At 34.6% G+C, this 19,406-nt stretch carries 18 protein-coding genes, 2 tRNA genes and 2 rRNA genes; 14 read left to right on the top strand and 8 right to left on the bottom strand.

All coding sequences use genetic code 11. The features are described from left to right. From CEE44_05350 to CEE44_05335, 4 genes are all read right to left on the bottom strand, one after another. Complete coding sequence (locus CEE44_05350) at positions 1-1,422, bottom strand: ketol-acid reductoisomerase (GenBank protein ID TKJ17914.1); 1,422 nt, start codon at positions 1,420-1,422, stop codon at positions 1-3. Between the two features lie 226 nt (positions 1,423-1,648). After that, positions 1,649-4,504 (bottom strand): 23S ribosomal RNA (locus CEE44_05345). A gap of 191 nt (positions 4,505-4,695) precedes the next feature. After that, positions 4,696-4,817, bottom strand: a tRNA-Ala gene (locus CEE44_05340). 49 nt (positions 4,818-4,866) lie between these two features. Continuing rightward, a 16S ribosomal RNA gene (locus CEE44_05335) occupies positions 4,867-6,467 on the bottom strand. The 16S and 23S rRNA genes sit together here with 1 tRNA gene alongside, the layout of an rRNA operon. A gap of 330 nt (positions 6,468-6,797) precedes the next feature. Here CEE44_05335 and tuf point away from each other — a divergent pair. Beyond that, entirely contained in the window at positions 6,798-8,081 is a 1,284-nt protein-coding gene (gene tuf, locus CEE44_05330) for a translation elongation factor EF-1 subunit alpha (GenBank protein TKJ17913.1), read from the top strand. A gap of 69 nt (positions 8,082-8,150) precedes the next feature. Next, positions 8,151-8,459, top strand: coding sequence for a 30S ribosomal protein S10 (locus CEE44_05325; GenBank protein ID TKJ17912.1), 309 nt, complete (start codon positions 8,151-8,153; stop codon positions 8,457-8,459). 1 nt (position 8,460) lies between these two features. On the opposite strand, the gene CEE44_05320 is transcribed toward CEE44_05325, so the two are convergent. Next, positions 8,461-9,204, bottom strand: coding sequence for a hypothetical protein (locus tag CEE44_05320; GenBank protein ID TKJ17911.1), 744 nt, complete (start codon positions 9,202-9,204; stop codon positions 8,461-8,463). A 136-nt stretch (positions 9,205-9,340) separates the two neighbouring features. Here CEE44_05320 and CEE44_05315 point away from each other — a divergent pair. From CEE44_05315 to CEE44_05285, 7 genes are all read left to right on the top strand, one after another. Next, positions 9,341-9,423: transfer RNA gene (locus tag CEE44_05315), tRNA-Ser, on the top strand. Positions 9,424-9,498: 75 nt separating this feature from the next. Further along, positions 9,499-9,954, top strand: coding sequence for a hypothetical protein (locus CEE44_05310; GenBank protein TKJ17910.1), 456 nt, complete (start codon positions 9,499-9,501; stop codon positions 9,952-9,954). 36 nt (positions 9,955-9,990) lie between these two features. Further along, a complete protein-coding gene (locus tag CEE44_05305; GenBank protein ID TKJ17909.1) occupies positions 9,991-10,680 on the top strand; it encodes a hypothetical protein in 690 nt (229 codons plus the stop codon). A gap of 42 nt (positions 10,681-10,722) precedes the next feature. Continuing rightward, on the top strand, positions 10,723-11,844 hold the full coding sequence (aroB, locus tag CEE44_05300) for a 3-dehydroquinate synthase (protein TKJ17908.1): 1,122 nt from the start codon (positions 10,723-10,725) through the stop codon (positions 11,842-11,844). A gap of 173 nt (positions 11,845-12,017) precedes the next feature. Continuing rightward, the gene (locus CEE44_05295; GenBank protein TKJ17907.1) at positions 12,018-13,247 is read left to right on the top strand and encodes a hypothetical protein; all 1,230 of its coding nucleotides are present in this window, start codon (positions 12,018-12,020) and stop codon (positions 13,245-13,247) included. A gap of 9 nt (positions 13,248-13,256) precedes the next feature. Continuing rightward, positions 13,257-13,607: a hypothetical protein gene (locus CEE44_05290; protein TKJ17906.1), complete on the top strand. Its 351-nt coding sequence runs from the start codon at positions 13,257-13,259 to the stop codon at positions 13,605-13,607. A gap of 19 nt (positions 13,608-13,626) precedes the next feature. Next, entirely contained in the window at positions 13,627-13,941 is a 315-nt protein-coding gene (locus CEE44_05285) for a hypothetical protein (GenBank protein TKJ17905.1), read from the top strand. A 13-nt stretch (positions 13,942-13,954) separates the two neighbouring features. Here the strand turns inward: CEE44_05285 and CEE44_05280 are convergent, their stop codons facing one another. Beyond that, the gene (locus CEE44_05280) at positions 13,955-14,716 is read right to left on the bottom strand and encodes a hypothetical protein (protein ID TKJ17904.1); all 762 of its coding nucleotides are present in this window, start codon (positions 14,714-14,716) and stop codon (positions 13,955-13,957) included. A 70-nt stretch (positions 14,717-14,786) separates the two neighbouring features. Here CEE44_05280 and CEE44_05275 point away from each other — a divergent pair, with 70 nt between their 5' ends. Then, positions 14,787-15,716 (top strand): hypothetical protein, encoded by a 930-nt coding sequence (locus CEE44_05275; GenBank protein ID TKJ17903.1) that lies wholly within the window; start codon positions 14,787-14,789, stop codon positions 15,714-15,716. 53 nt (positions 15,717-15,769) lie between these two features. Here the strand turns inward: CEE44_05275 and CEE44_05270 are convergent, their stop codons facing one another. Further along, the gene (locus CEE44_05270; protein TKJ17902.1) at positions 15,770-16,084 is read right to left on the bottom strand and encodes a hypothetical protein; all 315 of its coding nucleotides are present in this window, start codon (positions 16,082-16,084) and stop codon (positions 15,770-15,772) included. A gap of 79 nt (positions 16,085-16,163) precedes the next feature. Between CEE44_05270 and CEE44_05265 the strand changes: the two genes are divergently transcribed. Next, complete coding sequence (locus CEE44_05265) at positions 16,164-16,523, top strand: hypothetical protein (protein ID TKJ17901.1); 360 nt, start codon at positions 16,164-16,166, stop codon at positions 16,521-16,523. Here the strand turns inward: CEE44_05265 and CEE44_05260 are convergent. Beyond that, positions 16,520-17,083, bottom strand: coding sequence for a hypothetical protein (locus CEE44_05260; protein ID TKJ17900.1), 564 nt, complete (start codon positions 17,081-17,083; stop codon positions 16,520-16,522). The genes CEE44_05265 and CEE44_05260 overlap by 4 nt on opposite strands. Positions 17,084-17,243: 160 nt before the next feature. Between CEE44_05260 and CEE44_05255 the strand changes: the two genes are divergently transcribed. The 3 genes from CEE44_05255 (at position 17,244) to CEE44_05245 (ending at position 19,401) form a co-directional block, all read left to right on the top strand. Further along, a complete protein-coding gene (locus CEE44_05255; protein TKJ17899.1) occupies positions 17,244-18,662 on the top strand; it encodes a hypothetical protein in 1,419 nt (472 codons plus the stop codon). Positions 18,663-18,756: 94 nt separating this feature from the next. After that, positions 18,757-19,044: a 50S ribosomal protein L21e gene (locus tag CEE44_05250; protein TKJ17898.1), complete on the top strand. Its 288-nt coding sequence runs from the start codon at positions 18,757-18,759 to the stop codon at positions 19,042-19,044. Positions 19,045-19,053: 9 nt separating this feature from the next. Further along, entirely contained in the window at positions 19,054-19,401 is a 348-nt protein-coding gene (locus CEE44_05245; GenBank protein TKJ17897.1) for a hypothetical protein, read from the top strand. Positions 19,402-19,406 lie beyond the last annotated feature (5 nt).

Below are 19,406 nucleotides of genomic sequence, written 5' to 3'. Positions count from 1 at the left end.
TCATTTTGCCTGGTTCTCAGGTCTTAATCCTCTGACAATTTCTCCGACAGTCCAAACATTTGTGGGTGAATATCCTTGTAGAACGTCTGAACCAACAACTTTCTCAGGCCATGCTGCACTAATTACTCTCTCAAATTGGGGTAACCAATCTAAAGCGCCTCTCTGTGCAGTAGTTGAACAAACACCTATCAATCCAGAACACCCAGAGTCCTGATAGAATTTTGGATTTAAACATTGTGTTAATTCTTCTACAGTTTCATTAAAGCAAGCGCTTAATCTATGTCCATTACTAGTTAAGCATGCATATTGAGAATCTATTAGACCAAGCATTGCACCAGTTAATTCCCAATTTTCAATTTTCAAACCATATGTTCTATCAATATTCATTCCCCTAACATCGAAACCAGTTTTCCAAATATCTTTTGTATTTAACTTATCTAATTCTCCCTTTAATTGATCTCTATATCCTGGTAAATTATTTGATTCTAATGCTATTCTAGCTTCATTCCCTGAAGAGCATGATTTATACAAATTATCATTTATGTCTACGGTCGCACCAGAAATTATTTTTTGCATTTCTGCAACAATATGTGCTTTTCCTGCTGCTTGTGCTCTGTCATAGATACCTTTTGCACCTTCTGCGCCAATAATAGGTAAAATAACTTGTGTCAATTGTTCAGAAGTATATATAAATGCATCACGTCTATTCATTCCAGAAGCACAAGCTCGCATATACGCTGATTGAGCAACTGCACCAGCACTTGCAAGCAAAGTATTTCTCTCACCATGATGATCTTCGACAACTTCTAGACCCATTGTATTTCCGAAAACGTATCCTGTTCCAATAGCCCTCCCCATTGCTAATACTCTATCTCTTAGATTGCCTGTGAAATCTTGTTCTAATGCAAAACTTGCGTTTGTTCCAGTTCCCCTCTTGAACATATCTCGTAAGCCTGCACCTGCACCTTTAGGGGCAATCATACCAACATCAATATTTTTAGGAGGGGTTATTCCTCCAAAAATTAATGGCATTCCATGTGAAAAATAAAGAAGATTTCCTTCTTCTAATCCATTAGATATGGTTTGCCAAACTTCATATGAAGAAGCATCTGACGTTAACATAGCCACAGTGTCTCCCCTAGATGAAGCTTCTCTCAAATCAGAAAATAAATTTTTCCCAGGCTCCCAACCATCTTCTAATGCTTTCTTCCAATTTTTTGAAACTTTTTTCCCATCGTATTTTCTTTGACCAATAATAACTTTGAAGCCCTGATTTCTTGCGTTCTTACTTTGGGCAGGTCCTTGTGAACCATAACCTAGGAAAGAAATTGTTTCATCTTTGTAAATTTTTCTTGCTTTCTCTAGAGGGAATTCTTCCCTAGTAATTACTTCTTCCAATTCTCCACCAAAATCTACAATCATTTATATGCCTCCTAGTAAAATATAAAACAATTAATGAGAATCCACTTATAAATGTTTTGGTTGTTACTATTATCAGATGGAGAATATTTAAATTAAAAAGATTATAGTTTTCACTATTAAAGATAAAAAATTAGAAAGTAAAAAAAGAAACCATACATAGGTAAATATATCCAATTAGAATAAATGAACTATTGGAAATTGCATGCTGAATACCTCGTTGCCTTGGTACGTACACATCAATCCCATCAAACGGATCTTCTATCCGTGTTCTAAGATGTCTATTTTCAAGGACGGCTTGGTGCTTAGATGCTTTCAGCACTTATCCGTGGAGGGCGTAGCTGCTCTGCATACCTTGTCAGATAACAGATAGACCAGTGGCCCCGAGACTCAGTTCCTCTCGTACTATGAGTCCCTTCCCTTCAGACATCAACATCTCCAGTAGATATCAAACAAACTGCCTCACAGCGTTCTGAACCCAGCTCACGATCCCTTTTAATCGGTGAACACCCGCACCCTTGGCTGCTTATGCACAGCCAGGATAGGAAGAGCCGACATCGATGTAGCAAGCCGCGCCGTCGATATATTCATGGATGAATTATTTCATCCAATTTGAACTCTTGGGCGCGACAACTCTGTTATCCCCGGAGTAACTTTTCGGTCATCTCTGGCCCCCATCAAGAAGGCACAGAGGTTCGCTAAGCCAGTATTTCTACTTTGGATTATTCTTGGTTTAAATCCAATCAGGCTGACTTTTGCCTTTGCACTCAACAGAAGATTTCTGACCTTCCTGAGTCAACCATTGGGCACCATTGATATATTTTCAACGGTGTGCCACCCCAGCCAAACTGTCCATCTATTGATGTCCTTGTTTCCAAGTAAGCAAAGTAAGTTTCAAAGAGTGGTGTTACATTGGTGTCTACACTCAAACTAGCGTCTAAGCTTTAACGACTCCCACTTACACTATACATTAAAACCAACTTCACAACAACAAACTACAGTAAAGTTTCACGGGGTCTTCGCTTCCCACTGGAGATCACTGGCCTTTGCACCAGTAAAGAGGATTCGGAGGATTCTGATTGGGGACAGTGAGGATCTCGTTACGCCATTCATGCAGGCCGTCAATAAAACGGCAAGGCATTTCGCTACCTTAAGAGAGTTATAGTTACCCCCGCCGTTTATCCGCTCTTAGCTTGGTTGAACCCAAGTTTCAAGTACGGACACTGGGCAGACGTCACCGACTATACAAGGCTTTGCAGCTTAGCAGTCAGTTAAGTTTTTGTTAAACAGTCGGACCCTCTTTGTTATTGAACCTTGCAATCGCATATAAAAACATACAAATGCAGGGACCCTTTATACCTAAGATACAGGGCTATTTTGCCGAATTCCCTCAATCAGATTAAACCTTCACACCTTGGGCTTCTCACCCAGGGGCACCTGTGCTGGTTCTGGGTATGATTATCTAAGATCTTTGCTAATTCTTTTTTCACGGGCTCCAGATATCAACCAAACAAGCCATAGGCTTGCTATTCCAAAATTTAATCAAGTTCTCATCATTACGATACTCCCTTGATTTATTTCTGTTAATTAAGACGACAGTCTTAATTGGTCTAATCCAAAGCGTCAAGAATTAACCTTGTGTTGCCACGCATACTTAAATAGTACAGGAATATTAACCTGTTTCCCTTTCCATATATCTCCGTCTAGGAGATCAGTTAGGATCAACTTACCCTTGACTGAACTACATTGTCAAGGAACCCTTGCCCTTTCGGTGGTAGCTATTCTCAAGCTACTATGCTCCTACTTTCGCCAGGATTCTCATTTCTATTTGATTCATACCCCCTCTCAGAGATACTTCTACTCAAATAGAACGCCTACCTATCGCAAACTTTTCAGTTGCCTATAGTATCGGTAACTAATTTAGCCCCGTCCATTTTAAGGGCCTATAACCTTGACAAGTAAGCTGTTACGCACTTTTTAAAGGATGGCTGCTTCTAAGCCAACCTCCTCGCTGTCTGTGGTTATAGACACCCTTCACCCTTTAACACTTGATTAGTTTTTGGGACCTTAACTATAGTCTGGGTTGTTCCCCTCTCCCGACAAAGGCTTACCCCTTGCCGGCGTCTGCCGTCTTCTACGATGCTAAGATATTCGGAGTTTAAATGAAGACCGATCTCTTTCGAAACCTAAACCCTCAATTAGTATCTCTACCCTCTCAGCAATCTCTGACGACGCTTGACTAAGGCCAACTTCGGTAGGAACCAGCTATTGCCGGACTCGATTGGCTTTTCACCCCTAAACGAAGGTTAGAAAAACACTTGCCCGTAGAACTTCTTCAGGCCTCCATGCGATATAACTCGCATTTCACCTTACCCTCGCTTAGATCGTCCGGCTTCGGGTCATACTCAAGTGACTTAAAGGCACTTTCACACCTTACCCCTCGTAAACTGCGGGTAATCGCTTTCGCTATGGCTTGAGTTTTAACACTCTAACCTTGCCACTTAAGTAAACTCCCTGGCTCGTTATTCAAAACGAACGGTACAACTCCGAAGAGCCGTACCCCACTATAACTATTAGGTTTCAGGATCTTTTAACTCCCTGTTAAGGGTTCTTTTCAACTTTCCCTCACGGTACTGGTTTGCTATCGGTCTCTAATTGTATTTAAGGTTAGAAGTTGATTCTCCTAATTTCGTACCCAGTATTCAGTGGGCACTACTCAAGAACACGCTCAAACATCTTCTAAGTTACCTTTACGGGGCTATCACCCTCTATGGCGTAACTTTCCAGAAAACTTCAAGTTCCCTAGATAGAATAATGAGCAGCCTTACAACACCACATCTCCTATATATTTCCATACAGGATTCAGTTTGCCTTATATGCCTTTCAGTCGCTCTTACTAAGCATATCTCTATTGATTTCTTTTCCTCTGGGTACTAAGACGTTTCAATTCCCCAGGTTCCCCATCCTTGCGGATTTAAAAGGAAGTCCTATTCAAAAATCTCTGGTTCAACGTGTACGTGCCACTCGCCAGAGCATATCGTAGCTTGTCACGTTCTTCATCAGCATTAGAGCCTAGTCATCCACCTAATAGTGTTTAATCATCTAATTGGATTTACCTATGTATGGTTTCATTTAAATGTCAAAAATCTAAGATTTTTGAGCATCTCGGAAATTTAAGATTTCCAAGACGTCAACCCTTGATCCAACAAAATTCATTGTTGAACTGCATTTAATTTAATAAATATGAGTTATGAATGATTGAAATGTGATTTGGAATGGACCCGTCGGGACTTTCTGAATAAATCCTTTGAGATCCATCCTTTCGAACCCGAGACCTCCGCCTTACTTAAAGGTTAAACCCATGCAAGGGCGACGCTCTACGGCTGAGCTACGGGCCCATAATGATTATGAAAAGAGTAAAGTTCCAGTTATTTTGATAAAAATAAAAAGGAGGTGATCCCACCGCAGGTTCCCCTACGGTGACCTTGTGACGACTTAACCCACCTCACTAAGCCCAGATTCGCTTTAATCAAAAAATTAAATCTCATCTAAGCTCAACTCGGTTGATTTGACGGGCAGTGTGTGCAAGGAGCAGGGACATATTCACCGGGCCATGATAAGACCTGATTACTAGGGATTCCAGCGTCATGAGGATGAGTTACAATCCTCAATCTGAACTGAGATAGAGTTTGGAGGATTAGCTTCTCCTTTCGGAGTTGCATCCCATTGTCTCTACCATTGTTGCGCGCGTGTAGCCCAGAAGATTCGGAGCATACAGACCTACCGTAGCCTGCACCTTCCTCCCTGTTTCCAGGGCAGTCCCCATAATGTGCCCAGTCCAGAAATTCTGCTGCTGGCAATTATAGGTACAGGTCTCGCTCGTTGCCTGACTTAACAGGACACCTTACGGAACGAGCTGACGGCGGCCATGCACTACCTCTCGGCTCGTCAAGTAAGACCTTTAATCTGACTTTCATTCTACCGTCGCTTCTGGTGAGATTCTCTGCGTTGAGTTAGATTAAACCGCACGCCGCACCCTTTGTAGTGCTCCCCCGCCAATTCCTTTAAGTTTCAGTCTTGCGACCATACTTCCCAGGCGGCGAGCTTAACGACTTCTCTTCGATACTGCATATTCACGAAGAATATGCAACATCTTGCTCGCAGCGTTTACGGCTAGGACTACTCGGGTCTTTAGCATTAATGAAACGATATATTAGCACATTTATATGTTAATAGTTTTGTTTGCAAACAACATATATGTCGTGCAACTTAGCGTAGCTAATGTTGCACTTGCGTGCGTTATCAAATGACGCTTCATTTGTATCTAATCCGGTTTGCTCCCCTAGCTTTCGTCCCTCACCGTCGGACTTGTTCTGGTTAGATGCCTTCGCCATTGGTAGTCTCCTTAGAATTATAACATTTTACCGCTACTCCAAAGATACTTCTAACCCCTCCCAATCCCAAGTTTAACAGTCTTTCCTGCACGTTGTTAAGTTAAGCTCAACAATTTCACAAGAAATTTATTAAACCGGCTACGGACGCTTTAGGCCCAATAATTATAGTTCCCACTCGTGGCGCTGGTATTACCGCGGCGGCTGGCACCAGTCTTGCCCACCACTTATTCTCCAAGATATTTACTCTTGGCAAAAGCCTAGTTAAACTAAGCACTTTGGGTTCCCTTATCACACTTTCGTGCATTGTAAAGGTTTCGCGCCTGCTGCACCCCGTAGGGCTAGGGCCAGTATCTCAGTGCCCTTCTCGGGGCTCCCTCTCTCAAGGCCCCTACAGATCTTCGGCTTGGTGAGCCTTTACCTCACCAACTACCTAATCCGCCGCCGACTCATCCTTAAGCATTACTTTTAAAGGAAAGGACATTCCAGTGCCTTTCCTTTATCCAGTCTTACCCTCAGTTTCCCAAGGTTATCCTAGACTTAAGGTTAGATTATCGACGTGTTACTGAGCAATATGCCGGTACTTCTAAAAAGTCCGTGCTTGCATGGCTTAGTCGAACCCAAATAGCAGCAACTTCCCGCAGGATCAACGGGTATTAATTATTGGTCGCAATTTTAAATACTTATTTGGAACTTTACTCTCTACATATGCTTGATAGCTTTATCAAGCACAATAAAATATAACAGGTGGTGATTTGGTTTTTGACACCATCTTTTTTCGTTTTCTGACAAACGATTAAAGAATTTTGACCTAAAATCTTAAAGATTTTAAGGCTACTATCGCATAATTTTAATAGTGAGATGGAGAAATAATGGGGGGTATTTAAAGCTTTCGTTTCCTTTGTAATAATTCCGAAACCTTTATAAATACCCTAAAAACTCTAAGTTCTATTAAATTAATAATTTAGTATATGGAGGGTAAAAGAAATGGCAGAGAAAAAAGAACATATGAATTTAGTATTTGTAGGTCATGTAGATCATGGTAAATCAACTAGTGTGGGCAGGTTATTATTTGATTCTGGAAATATTGACGAACAGACTATGAGGAAATTAAAAGAGAAAGCAGAGGAGTTAGGAAAGGGTGGTTTTGAATTTGCTTTTGTTATGGATAATCTAAAGGAAGAGAGAGAAAGGGGAGTTACAATTGACTTAGCTCATAAAAAATTTGAGACTCCTAAATATTATTTTACAATAATTGACGCACCTGGACATAAAGATTTTATTAAAAATATGATTACTGGTGCTGCACAAGCAGATGCTGGTGTTGTTGTAGTGGCTGCTAACGACGGAGTTATGGCTCAGACAAAAGAACATATCTTCTTAGCTAAAACATTAGGTGTTAATCAAATAATTGTAGCTGTTAATAAGATGGATATGGTCAAATATGATGAGAAAAGATTTAATGAAGTTAAAGGGGAAGTTGAAAAATTGTTACAAAGTGTTGGATATGATCCAAGCAAAATAACTTTTGTTCCTATTGCTTCTTTAGTAGGAGATAATGTTGTTAAAAAATCAGAAAACATGTCATGGTATTCTGGAGAAACATTACTTAAAACATTAGATACATTAACTGTACCTGAAAAACCAACTAATTTACCTTTAAGACTACCTATCCAGGATGTCTATAGTATAACTGGTATTGGTGTTGTTCCTGTTGGAAGAGTTGAAACAGGAGTTATGAAAGTAGGACAGAAAGTAATTGTAGTTCCTGGAAGAGAAGGAAAAGGTGTACAAGGAGAAGTTAAAACAATTGAGATGCACCATGAACAAATGCAGGAAGCACAACCAGGAGATAATGTTGGATTTAGTGTTAGGGGAATTGGTAAGAAAGATATTGCAAGAGGAGATGTTTTAGGTCCTGTTGACAATCCACCTACATTGGCTTCAGAGTTTACTGCTCAGATAGTTGTATTAAATCATCCAACTGTTATGACAGTAGGATATACACCAGTATTCCATATTCATACTGCTCAAGTGGCTTGTCAAATAATGGCTATTGAGAAGAAATTGAATCCAAAGACTGGTGAAACTCTACAAGAAAACCCAGATTTCATCAAGAATGGAGATGCGGCAATTATAAAAATAAAGCCTGTACAGCCAATGTGCATTGAGAAACAAAAAGAGATTCCACAGCTCTCAAGATTTGCTATCAGAGATTCTGGAGCAACTGTTGCTGCTGGAATGTGTATTGACTTAGTTAAGAAGAAATAATTTTTTTTCTTTTTTGAAGTCATGATAAACTGGGTTTATTATGGGGCAAACACCAAGATAACTTAGAAAATGTCAAAAGCAAGAATAAAACTAGCAAGTATAGATATATACAAGATTAATGAAGTATGTGACTACATTAAAGACATTTCTAAAAAAACAGGTGTTGAAATTCGAGGCCCTATACCTCTTCCTACTAAAAAATTAAAAGTAACTACTCGTAAATCTCCTTGTGGTGAAGGTAAAGCTTCCTGGGAAAGATATGAGATGAGAATTCATAAGCGTCTTATTGATTTGGGTATGGATGAGCGTGCTTTAAGACTTGTGATGAGAGTTCCTATTCCTGAAGGCCTTAATATTGAGATTGAAATGATAGAATAAATTATTCTTTTGGTTTTCTTATAATCGTTAGATTATCTGTAGGAATTTTATAACGTACAATCATTTCAAATTCAGTAGGTACATCTAGTTCCCCACTTCTTGGCATAAATATTACATCCTTTCCTTCAAATATAAAATCAAATTGAACTTTGATTAATTTATCTAATGACACATCTGTTCCATAATGATCATTACAATTGGGTTCATCTGGGACATACCAATTTACTGATTCCTCTAAAAATCTTGACTTAGATAAACAATATCCACCATATATCCAGAGTTTTTCATCTCTTCTTAATTTATGAGTTCGTAATAAAGTTGACAGCTCTTTTCGAGGTAGATTTAAAGGGAATAATGTCACATTTCCTTTTTTTGTATAACGTGAATCTCCAAAAAGAACTTTATAATAGTCCTCACTAAATTTTCCTATCATTGTTAAAAATGATTCTGATTGAAGTTCATCAGTTGAAAGATGCTGTGTAAAAAAATTATTTACATTATCAACACCATACTTAGGCATGAAAGCTTGAAAGAACTCTTGCATTCTGAAAAAATAGGTAGTTACATCGCCATTTGTTTCAAATCTTTTAAAATCTGGTTTTCCTAATACTCTATCTCTTCCTTCAAAAACATCTTGAAGAAATGGATTTAAATCTACAACAGTCCTTGACCTGTCATATGCTAATTGTTTTATATCACCAAAGGGTTTGTAAATCTTAGAGGGTATTATACTATTGTCGCTCATATTAATTCACTCAGAAATCTAATCTGAGGTTTTTACCACCTCTTCTTGTTTATAACTAGTATAATCTTTAAAAATCTTTTGAAAAATAAATTCTTTACATAACTTTTATAAATAGTTATACTTCTCTTTTTTCTAAGCCACGGTGGCACAACTTGGTACTGCGCAAGATTGGAAATCTTGTTTCCTCTGGATATCCCAGTTCAAATCTGGGCCGTGGCGTATTCTTTACTAAATAGTAGTTACGAACCGAAAGATTTATAAATTAGTATAAATTCCAGTAAATCAGTGATTTATATGGATTTATCAGATATAATTGAAACTTATCAAGGTAAACTTTCCGAAAGTCAGGATGAAGCTACTCGGTTTATTCTTGGACAAATGCAAGGTGAGAAAGCACATGTTTTTAGTAGAAGATTCCTTGGTTTATTTATGTGTGGAGAAGATGGTGATGGATATGATCCTATAAATAATAAACTATATCAAGTTGATCCTGATATAGAAAGCTTAGATTTTAAGCCTCAAAACGGTCAGTTTATTTTATTTGAAAAAAAAGGTAAATACGCAGGACCAGATACAGCTAATTTATCTGAACAGGACAAATTGAATTTTGTACAAAATTTACAAGTCGTAGGCACTGAAGAAGTGCTTCAAGCACATATTTATGATCCTGAACAAGTTATTGGTAAAGAACTAATGCAAGTTCATTATACTGAAGTGGTTAGGATTGCAAATATGTTAACTGGTATTTAAAAAACCAACTTCTACTATGATGAGTTAAAGTCTAAAATGAACGTAGAAAACCCATTAACTTTGGAAGAGAAAGTATCAGTAACAGGACTAATTGGGCACGATATCATGAGTCAACACGGCATGACTCTTCTTCAAGGAGAGGAAGATTTTGCCCACTATAGAAATTCTCATGTTGGACGTGTAATAATGGCCATATCTCAGTTAACACAACAGGATTGTCATTACAACATATTAGGAATTAATAATCACTTAGAGACCATGCAAGGAGTTTTTAAGGCTGATAAAAAAGATTTATCTGTTAATATTAATACAAATGAAAAAACATTAGTTGGAGACGCGTGTATTTTATATTCTGCACTTTATAATCTGGCTAAGAATGGATTTAATGCTATAGGACGAGAAGAAGGTACTGTTACTCTTACAATTAGTGAGCATCTTGGTGGTATTATTAAAAATCCAGTTTTTATTCCAAAGGGTGCAAAACAAGGAGGTTATTTTATGAAATTTGATGTACATGATACAGGAGAAGGTTTCCCAAAAGACAAACCATTAAAAGATTTTCTTGAGTTTGGAGTAACTTTAAGGTCTCGTCAAGGGGGAACTGGTTTTGGATTGTATTTTGCAACACTTGCTTCAAAATATCTTCAAGCCCCATTAGGAATAACTTCTGAGCCAGGAAATACTCACATTAGTCTATACCACCCTGTTAATCTGGGTAAAGAATAAGGATTTGTGAAGATTTATAAATATACTAAGAATGCCAAGAGCATGGTTGAATCAAAAGATAATGTAATGAGAATAAATCTGAAAAGGGAAATAGATGAGTCCTATAACCTTGTTTTTGGAAATGAATTATTTCCTCAAATAGCATCGGATTTAAAAGATAAACCTATTGGTTCTAGATACGCTATAGTTACAGATTCAAATGTTAGAGAATTATATGAAGAATCCTTAGAAGATGCTTTAAGGAGTGAAGGAATTGAAACTCAAATATTTTCTTTTGAAGCAGGAGAACAAAATAAAACAATAGATTCTTGCATGACAATGATGGGTGAAATGTCTCATCATACGTACGGGAGAGACTCTGCAATTCTTGCACTTGGGGGTGGAGTTGTTGGAGATATGGCGGGGTTTATGGCAACAATATTTAACAGAGGCATCCCATATATTCAAATTCCAACTACTGTTCTTGCTCAAGCAGATTCGTCAATTGGAGGAAAAACTGCTGTTGATACTGAATATGGAAAAAATTTAGTTGGTGCATTCAAGCAACCTGAACGAGTTTACATTGATGTTGCAACATTAAAAACACTTTCTGAAGAAGATTATAGGAATGGCTTAGCAGAAACTATAAAACATGGTGTAATTCAAGATGCAGAGTTCTTTAACTATTTACAAGAAAATGTTGGTTTGGTTCTTGAGAGATCTTCAGAATCTTCATTGTATATAGCTAAAAATAATTGTGGCATAAAAGGAAATGTAGTTGAAGTTGATCCGCATGAAAAGGGATTAAGAAAAATACTTAATTATGGACATACTGTTGGTCATGCTGTGGAAAAATTGAGCAATTTTGAATTATCGCATGGTGAAGCCGTTGCAATAGGTATGATGGTTGCTGGAAGAATAGCAAACCGATTGGGTTATTTTTCTCAAAAAGATTTGCAAGCCCAAGAAGCATTATTGGTGGCAGTTGGTTTACCTATAACTATTCCAAATGGAATCTCCAATGAAAATATAATCGATGTAACTTCAAGAGATAAGAAAGCAAAAGATGGTAAAGCAAGATATGTTCTTCCAATTTCTATTGGTCAAATGCATGAATTTAATGGTACATATGCAACTCATGTAGATAATGATGTTGTTATGAATGTACTTCAACGAACACGTTAAAGCCAAACCCTTTTTCTTTTTTAATTGACGCCATTTTAGGGGTACAAAAAGTATCTTAGCTGGACCGTGGCGTATTCTTTACTAAGTGGTAGTAACAAAATAGAAAGATTTATAAATTCTGATTTTTTCTTAATAGAAATATATTTATATAAGATTAGCAGTAGATAAAATAAATGATTCAAAACATATTCATTACTATAGGTTTGATAATTATCATAGGTTATCTTGGTAGGATATCCTATCAAAAAACAAAGGTACCCGAATCAATATTCTTGATTGTTATAGGTCTTTTGATTGGGCCGGTGTTTGGGTTCATAAAGGTAGATGTTCTATTACCAATAGTTCCTTTTGTTTCTATCCTAGCATTAATGATTGTTTTGCTTGATTGTGGTTTAAACTTTAATGTTTTTAAGGTTCTTAAAAGATTGGGTAGGTCCTTTTTATTTACAATTATGATAGGTGTATTAAGCACTTTTTTTATTGGTTTTATACTTTATTCATTTTTTAATTGGCAACTTTTACATGCTCTTCTTTTGGGTGTGATTGCTAGTGGAACTACAACAGTCACTGCAATGACACTAATAAATAAATTAAATGTAAGTTATAATACAAAACATCTCATCTTTCTTGAAACAGTAATCAATGATTTTACAATAATCTTTGGTGTTAGTGTTATTCTGTTAATAAACAAACAGCTTGTAGGGGGGCATATTTTGAAATCAATCTTTTCGAGTATCTCTATTGCGGTTGTTTTAGGATTTATTATAGGATACATTTGGATTAATATACTCAAAAAGATCGAATTACCAAGACTTAATTATATCTCTTCAGTTGGAGCATTATTCTTGTTATACGGCTTGACAGAGCTTTTAAATGGTGAGGGTTTAATAGCTGTTCTTGTATTTAGCTTACTTATTGGAAACTATCCTGCTATCCATAAAAAATTTATTGGCCCAAAAGAGGTTGTTTATGATCCTGCAAAAAAGATAATCAAATCTATAAGGTCTGTTCAGGAAGATATTTCATTCTTAGTGAGAGTTTTCTTTTTTGTCTTGATTGGTGCAATATTTAATTTAAAAAATATCACTAATTTGATCTTGGTGATTGTAGGAATTGTTTTATTGATAATAATCTTTGTAAGATTAATTAGTCTAAATATAGTAGTAAAGATAGATAAAACACTTAAACCCTATTCATTCATAATAGTTACAATGATACCTCGGGGGTTTATTGCAACTGTATTAGCATTTATTCCATTAAAAGAGCAAATTGTGATTCCTTCACTAACAGAAATAGTTCTTTTATTGGTTTTGAGCACAAATATTCTTGCAATGATTTTTAGTTTTATTTATTCAAGATTTATTGTACCAAGAAATCCAGAAATAAAAGAAGAAAATGCTTAAATTTAAAAAGTGTATTTTTTAATTGGCGCCATCTTAGGGGTACAAAAAGTATCTAGTCTGGGCCGTGGAGCTTTCTTTTTAGAAAAATATTTAAATGGGTTTTGTGCTATATGTTATATTAGAATGGAATTTGAAAGTTTAGTTTGGAAAACAATAAATGGCTTACATAAAACTGCTATGGATAATATTAATTTTTTAGATGTTGAGTGGATAAAAAGAATATTGTTATGCTTTTATTTGGTTTTGATTTTGTGTGTTTTAGGTTTAATTATTCTTATATTAAGTATAAAATGGTATATGCTTTTTATAATAATTGGGGTTTTGGTTTTTATAGAGTATTGGAATTTGAGAGGTAGATAGTTTTCTAGGTGATTATTATATGAAAATAAAAATTAGGTATAATCATTGGCTACCTAGATTATTTAAAAAAAATGGAATAACTCTCTATCCTTATATTTTCATAAGGCATTCTGAGCCAATATCTTTTAAGAAAAGAATTACTCATCATGAATGGATTCATATTATTCAAATAAGAAAAAAGGGTTTCTTTCAATTTTATTTTAAATGGTTAATTGAGCTACTAATAAACATTCTTAAGTATAAAAATTATAATAAAGCATATAAAAATATTTCATATGAAGTTGAAGCATATAAAAATATGTTTAAAATAAAAATACCAAAAAAATTAGAGTAATTTAACTAAGTTTCTATTTTTTCACTACTCTGGCCTTTTCCCAAATTCCATTAAAGAATTCTTTCATAGCTTTACTAAATATTTCAGATTCCACTATTATAGTTGCAGTTTTATATGAAAATTTTTGATCTTCTATACTTAAAAAACATAACTTTTCATCGATAATGCTAAATCTAATTCCTTTAATAGGATATTCTCTTATATCTATACCTACTTTTACCAACTCTTTAATTGGTTGTTTAACTTCTTTAACTGATGGAATAATCATCTTAAATTTTACTCCTTTTTTGATACCTTCTCTTGCACAATTCCCAAGATCTATTCCTTTTCTTTTTGCTCCTAATGTTCCAGCAATTATCAAAACTTCTTTTTTTGCTTTGCTATAAATTTCCAAAATTTTCCAGAGAAGAACCTCTTTTCCTTTCATCATGGTTACTGGCTCTTCGCTTGTGATTTTTCTTTGAAGTTTATTTACTATATCTTTTATTTTGATTTTAGTTTGTTGCCATTCCACATCTTTCTTAGTTAGCAAAGCAGAAACTGCTATTTTCGGTTCAATTGCCTTAAATCTTTTTGGTTTTCCCGGTTCAAGTATAACTATTCCTTTAGAAACTAAATTGTCCATAATATCATAAATTCTTCCAAAGGGCACCCCACAAATTTTACTGAGTTTGTATGCAGTTATGGATTTCTCTAATTGCAAGAGTGATAAATAAGCTTTTGTCTCATATTCTGTTAATCCCAATTCCTTAAGTAAATATTTTATATCTTCCATTTCACCACCATTGGTAGTGGTGCATAATTAATATATAAAGATTTTGGTTTTCTATTGTTGAGTGGTCAAAATGGTCAAAAAACAAAAGGAAATTATTCGGCAAAAACCTTTAGACAAAATAATAGATATTCTTCTCAAAAAACCAAGACCGGGAGAGGGCAGCAGAGGAATTATGCTAAATGAATTCCTTCCAGAAGATTTAAGAAAACATGTTCAAGTTGATTTAGGATATAGAATGAATGATAAAGATAGATGTCCCCATGGCTATTTAGAAATAAAGGTAACTAAAAAATTAGGGAGACTTGCTTTTGAACGATTTATAGATATAGATAAAATTAAAAGAAAATATTCTAGGCTTAACCAAGAAAATGAGATTATCATGTCCGACTTATTTTATTCTTGTGAGTGCGTTTCGCAAATTAATTTTGAGGGTCTTGTTTTAGATTTAGGTTTTCCTAAAATTTTAAAGGTTTATCCTGGAACTTTAGAAGAGTTTATAGAAAAATTATCAGAAAGAGATCAAAAAATAGTGGGAGAACTTTTAAGTAATACTTATAAAGAATATGACCCTAAAGTTTATCTTCCTACTATTGATATACCAAATAATGTAAATGAGGACGACTATCCAAAGTTTTTGGAGCAAGAGCTAGAGAGAATAAGATCGGGAGTAATATATGAATCAAAAATTCTATTTACCGAACATGACAAAAACACAAAACCAAAATACTTTAGAATAAAAAGAAGACCAAAATTAGAAAGCGGAGAATATCCAAATTACGAAATTGATAGAAGTTCTGAAAATTGGATTGTTTTACAGATGGGTCAGTTCATAGACAAAGAAAAAATTCGAATATTTAAAGCAGATTTTAAGCAAGGTTTACCCAGAGGGATAATTTTATATTATAACAACGAACTTCCTGGAGAAAGTTATAGAGAAATTGCAAAAGAGTACGCTTCTACTTTGATTAAAACTCTCAAAATTTTTGAAAATAATTTATAGCGCGCTTCATGGCAACTTCTCAGCTTCTCAACCAATCAAAGAGTCTGTGGTGTTCATTCTTTTGTTTTTGATTTAGAAATATCGTCTATAATCTGGCCTTTGTTATTTAACTTTAAAGTACGTTCTAATAAAACGTAATTTAAACTATTGCTAATATTTATCTGATAATCAACTTCCCAGTGTGTATTTACTTTTTTTATATCTGTTATTTTTGTTGTTATGTCTGTTCCTTCTTCTGTATTTTCTTCTGCAATATCTTGTATAAATTTTTCAGCGACAGAAGAGATTTGTGTTGTTGTTAATTCCTGAATAGAACTGCATGCACTTATTAAGAATAAACTCAGTATGATAAAGATTATTTTTCTCATTAGGATATATTAAAATTTTAAAGTATAAAAATGTTTCTTAAAGGAAAGACTTATAAACGAACCGTTATCCTTTCTTGAGATGAATTATAAAGATACATTGAGGAATTATTATCATCTTCATCTGACATCTAAGGAATTAGCTGGAATAAAATTAGCATCTAATAGCCAGGCTTGTCTTTTATACATAAGATCAATATGGCATGTTTTTAATCATCATGAATTAGAAGAAACTAACAAAAGAATTCAAGGAGATTTGCCTCAAAATTTAGATGATGTTTTGATGGAAGTGACAGGAGATCATTTTTCACCAACAGAAAGATTAAATGTCAAAGCTTCTTCTACAAAGAGAATAAATACTCTTCTTCCTTCATTAAAGGATTTAAGATCATACTTTACCCAATTAAATACGTACAAAGCTGTTTATTATAAGAATTGTTAATAATCATGACCAGGGCATAGAATATTAATCTTATATTTAGAAATTTTATCCAGTGATTCCTGCATTTTTTCTGGAATAGAGCTTGGCAGATCTGTTCTTCCGTGATTATTATTAAGAAACAAAGTATCTCCTGAAAACATGATGTTTTTTTCTTTTAAGTAAAAGCAAACACTTCCTTTTGTATGGCCTGGTGTATGGATAACTTTAAGATTTAATATCTTCTCTGGTAATGGTTTCAATTTAATTTTAAATTTGTTAAATAAATCATCATTTAGTATTGTTTTGTATGAGTCTTTGTTATAAGATTTTATCTCTTTTTCATGTGCAAAGAATTCTGCATTGGGAAACATATCAATATTTCCAGTATGATCATAGTGAAGATGGGTAAATAAAACCTTAGATATTTTTTCTGGAGAAATAATTTTGCTTATTTCTTTTAGAACTTCATCATGATACGATCTATCACCAGCATCTACTAGAATTGGTTCTTCAAAATTTAAGAGATATATATTTGAGTTAACTGATAATTTCCATATGTTATCAGAAATTTCTTTAATCATAAGAAAAATTTACCTTAACCATTTATAAAAATTGCTATTTTATTGGGCTATAAAATCTACCCTTACAAAGCGTTTTAAAAAGACACATATTCATATTAAGAGGACTTTTCAGTAAAATTAATCACTATTTAGTGGTTATAAATCGGAACATTTATAAAAGATGAAATTTAACAATCTTATTATGACTGGTTTAATTTGGGCTGGAAGTGATCCTAAAACTCTTACTAGAGATGTTGTAGGAGGAAAAGGATTTAATCTACTTAGATTATATCAGTTTGCACAACAAACAGGTTTATTTGAAGTTCCTAATTTCTTTATAGTTCCAGTAGGTACAGAGAGAAAACCAGATGAAGGTCTCACTTTTGATTTTAAATATGCAGAACAAGCATATAACAAGTTAACAAATCCTGTTATTGCAAGATCATCTTCTCCTCTAGAAGATGGTGTAAAAGCTAGTTTTGCCGGAATGTTTAGATCTATTCCTGACTTGAATAACTATAAATCATTGACAGTCGCTCTTTATGATATTATAGAGTCTGCATGGCTCATAGAAGTTGCTAATTATGCAGAGAAAATGGAAGTTGATATAACTGAAGATATGGCAATTATTGTTCAAGAACAAGTAACAAATGCTTTAGAAAAAGGGGTTATTCAACTTGAAGAGAACAAAGCAGTTACCGAAGCGATTGATTCTAATGGCAGATCATCACATAATGAAACAGAATATGCTTTTTTAGATGAATTTCTTCCAAAAGGTTTTAAGTTGGAGATTAAACCTGGAGACAAACCAAGAGGTTGGCTTTCAGAAGGAGAATCTCATCATGCAGTTTATTGTGCAAGAAAAGCAAAAGAAGGATTAGGTCTTGATGGAGTTGTTCAGGTTGAATTCTTATTGGCTCCTCAGCAGTTGCCTAAGTTCGTTCAAATTAGGCAACTTCCAAAAGTTAAGCCGTATGCTTATCAATTAGATATGCAAATACCTGATGATGTTCCTTATATAGAAAGCGAGATTTGCAATGGAATAGCAGGAGAAACAGTTCTGCCCGCATATGTTACAACAAGTAAGTCAGGATTAAGAACCTTACTAGTACATGTAGGACACGCTGATATTATTGGAGCTGGAGATAGAATTGATGAACGAGCAGATGATTTTCTTCAAAACAGTAAGCTTGCACAAAATCCAGATTATCAGACTTTTTGCTCTGCGCTTGGTTATGAGATGATGACAGATGAATCTGTAATGCATTATTTTAATGATCAATGGAAAAGAGGAAACGATTTATTTGATGAATACGTCCTTGTGTGTGACAGATTAGATGAAACTTTTGCAGGTATGGCAAATCTTACTAAGAATAAAAAAGCAATTATTACTTGTAATGACGCAATGCAAACTTCTCATGCAATGACTGTAGCAAGAGATTTAGGTATTCCTGCTATGGGTGTCGAGGGAGATATGAGAGATATAAATCATTTCTTTTATCAAGTTGAAACAGGAGATACTGTTCATATGAAAAGTGATGGTAAGAAAGCAGTAGCATATATTCAGAAAAAGAGAACAAGTAATCCGTATAAGAAATAGTTAATAGTTCTTGATTAACCAAAAGCTTTTTATAATAGTTCTTTACATATATTAGTTTGAAGTAGTTATATTTACAATAAGAGGGTGGAATTAAATGAATAGAAAAGGCGGACCTAGAAGAAAATCAAGACAAAAATTAACTGGAAAAATAAGAAAAAGGGGAAAGATCAATATTAGAGGATTTTTCCAGAGTTTTAAGGAAGGAGATAAAGTACAACTAGTAGCAGATTCAAGTTATCAGAGAGGAATGTTCCCTTTAAGATTTTATGGTAAAATGGGGGTTGTGAAATCAAAACAAGGAAGAGCATATTATGTTGCAATAACTGATCAGAACAAAGAAAAGTCTGTGATAGTTCATCCAATACATTTAAAGAAGATCTAAGGAGGAAAAATGGTAAAACCAGAAATAATTCAAGATACGCCAATTTCAATGGCAGAATTAAAAGAAGAAATAAACAAGATAAAGAAAAAAGAAGGGAAACTTAACTTCAGAGCAGAAAAAACTGAGGAATACCTAAATCAATTCACTATCTTAAGCTCAAAAAAAGAACAGGAATTAAAAGAAAAATTAGAAAAGCTCAAAATTCCAAGATTAAAAGAAGAACATATCATAAAAATAGTTGATTTAGTTCCTGGATCAGCTGAAGAAGTCAAAGGGATTTTACAAGGATATACTGTTACAGTCACTAATGAGAATTTTAAAAAAATTGCAGAATGTGTTAAAAAATATCAAGAATAATTGAG

This window comes from Candidatus Woesearchaeota archaeon B3_Woes, assembly GCA_005222965.1.
In the GTDB taxonomy this organism is placed as follows: Archaea; Nanobdellota; Nanobdellia; order Woesearchaeales; family B3-WOES; genus B3-WOES.
This window is presented reverse-complemented; position numbering and strand designations above follow the sequence as displayed.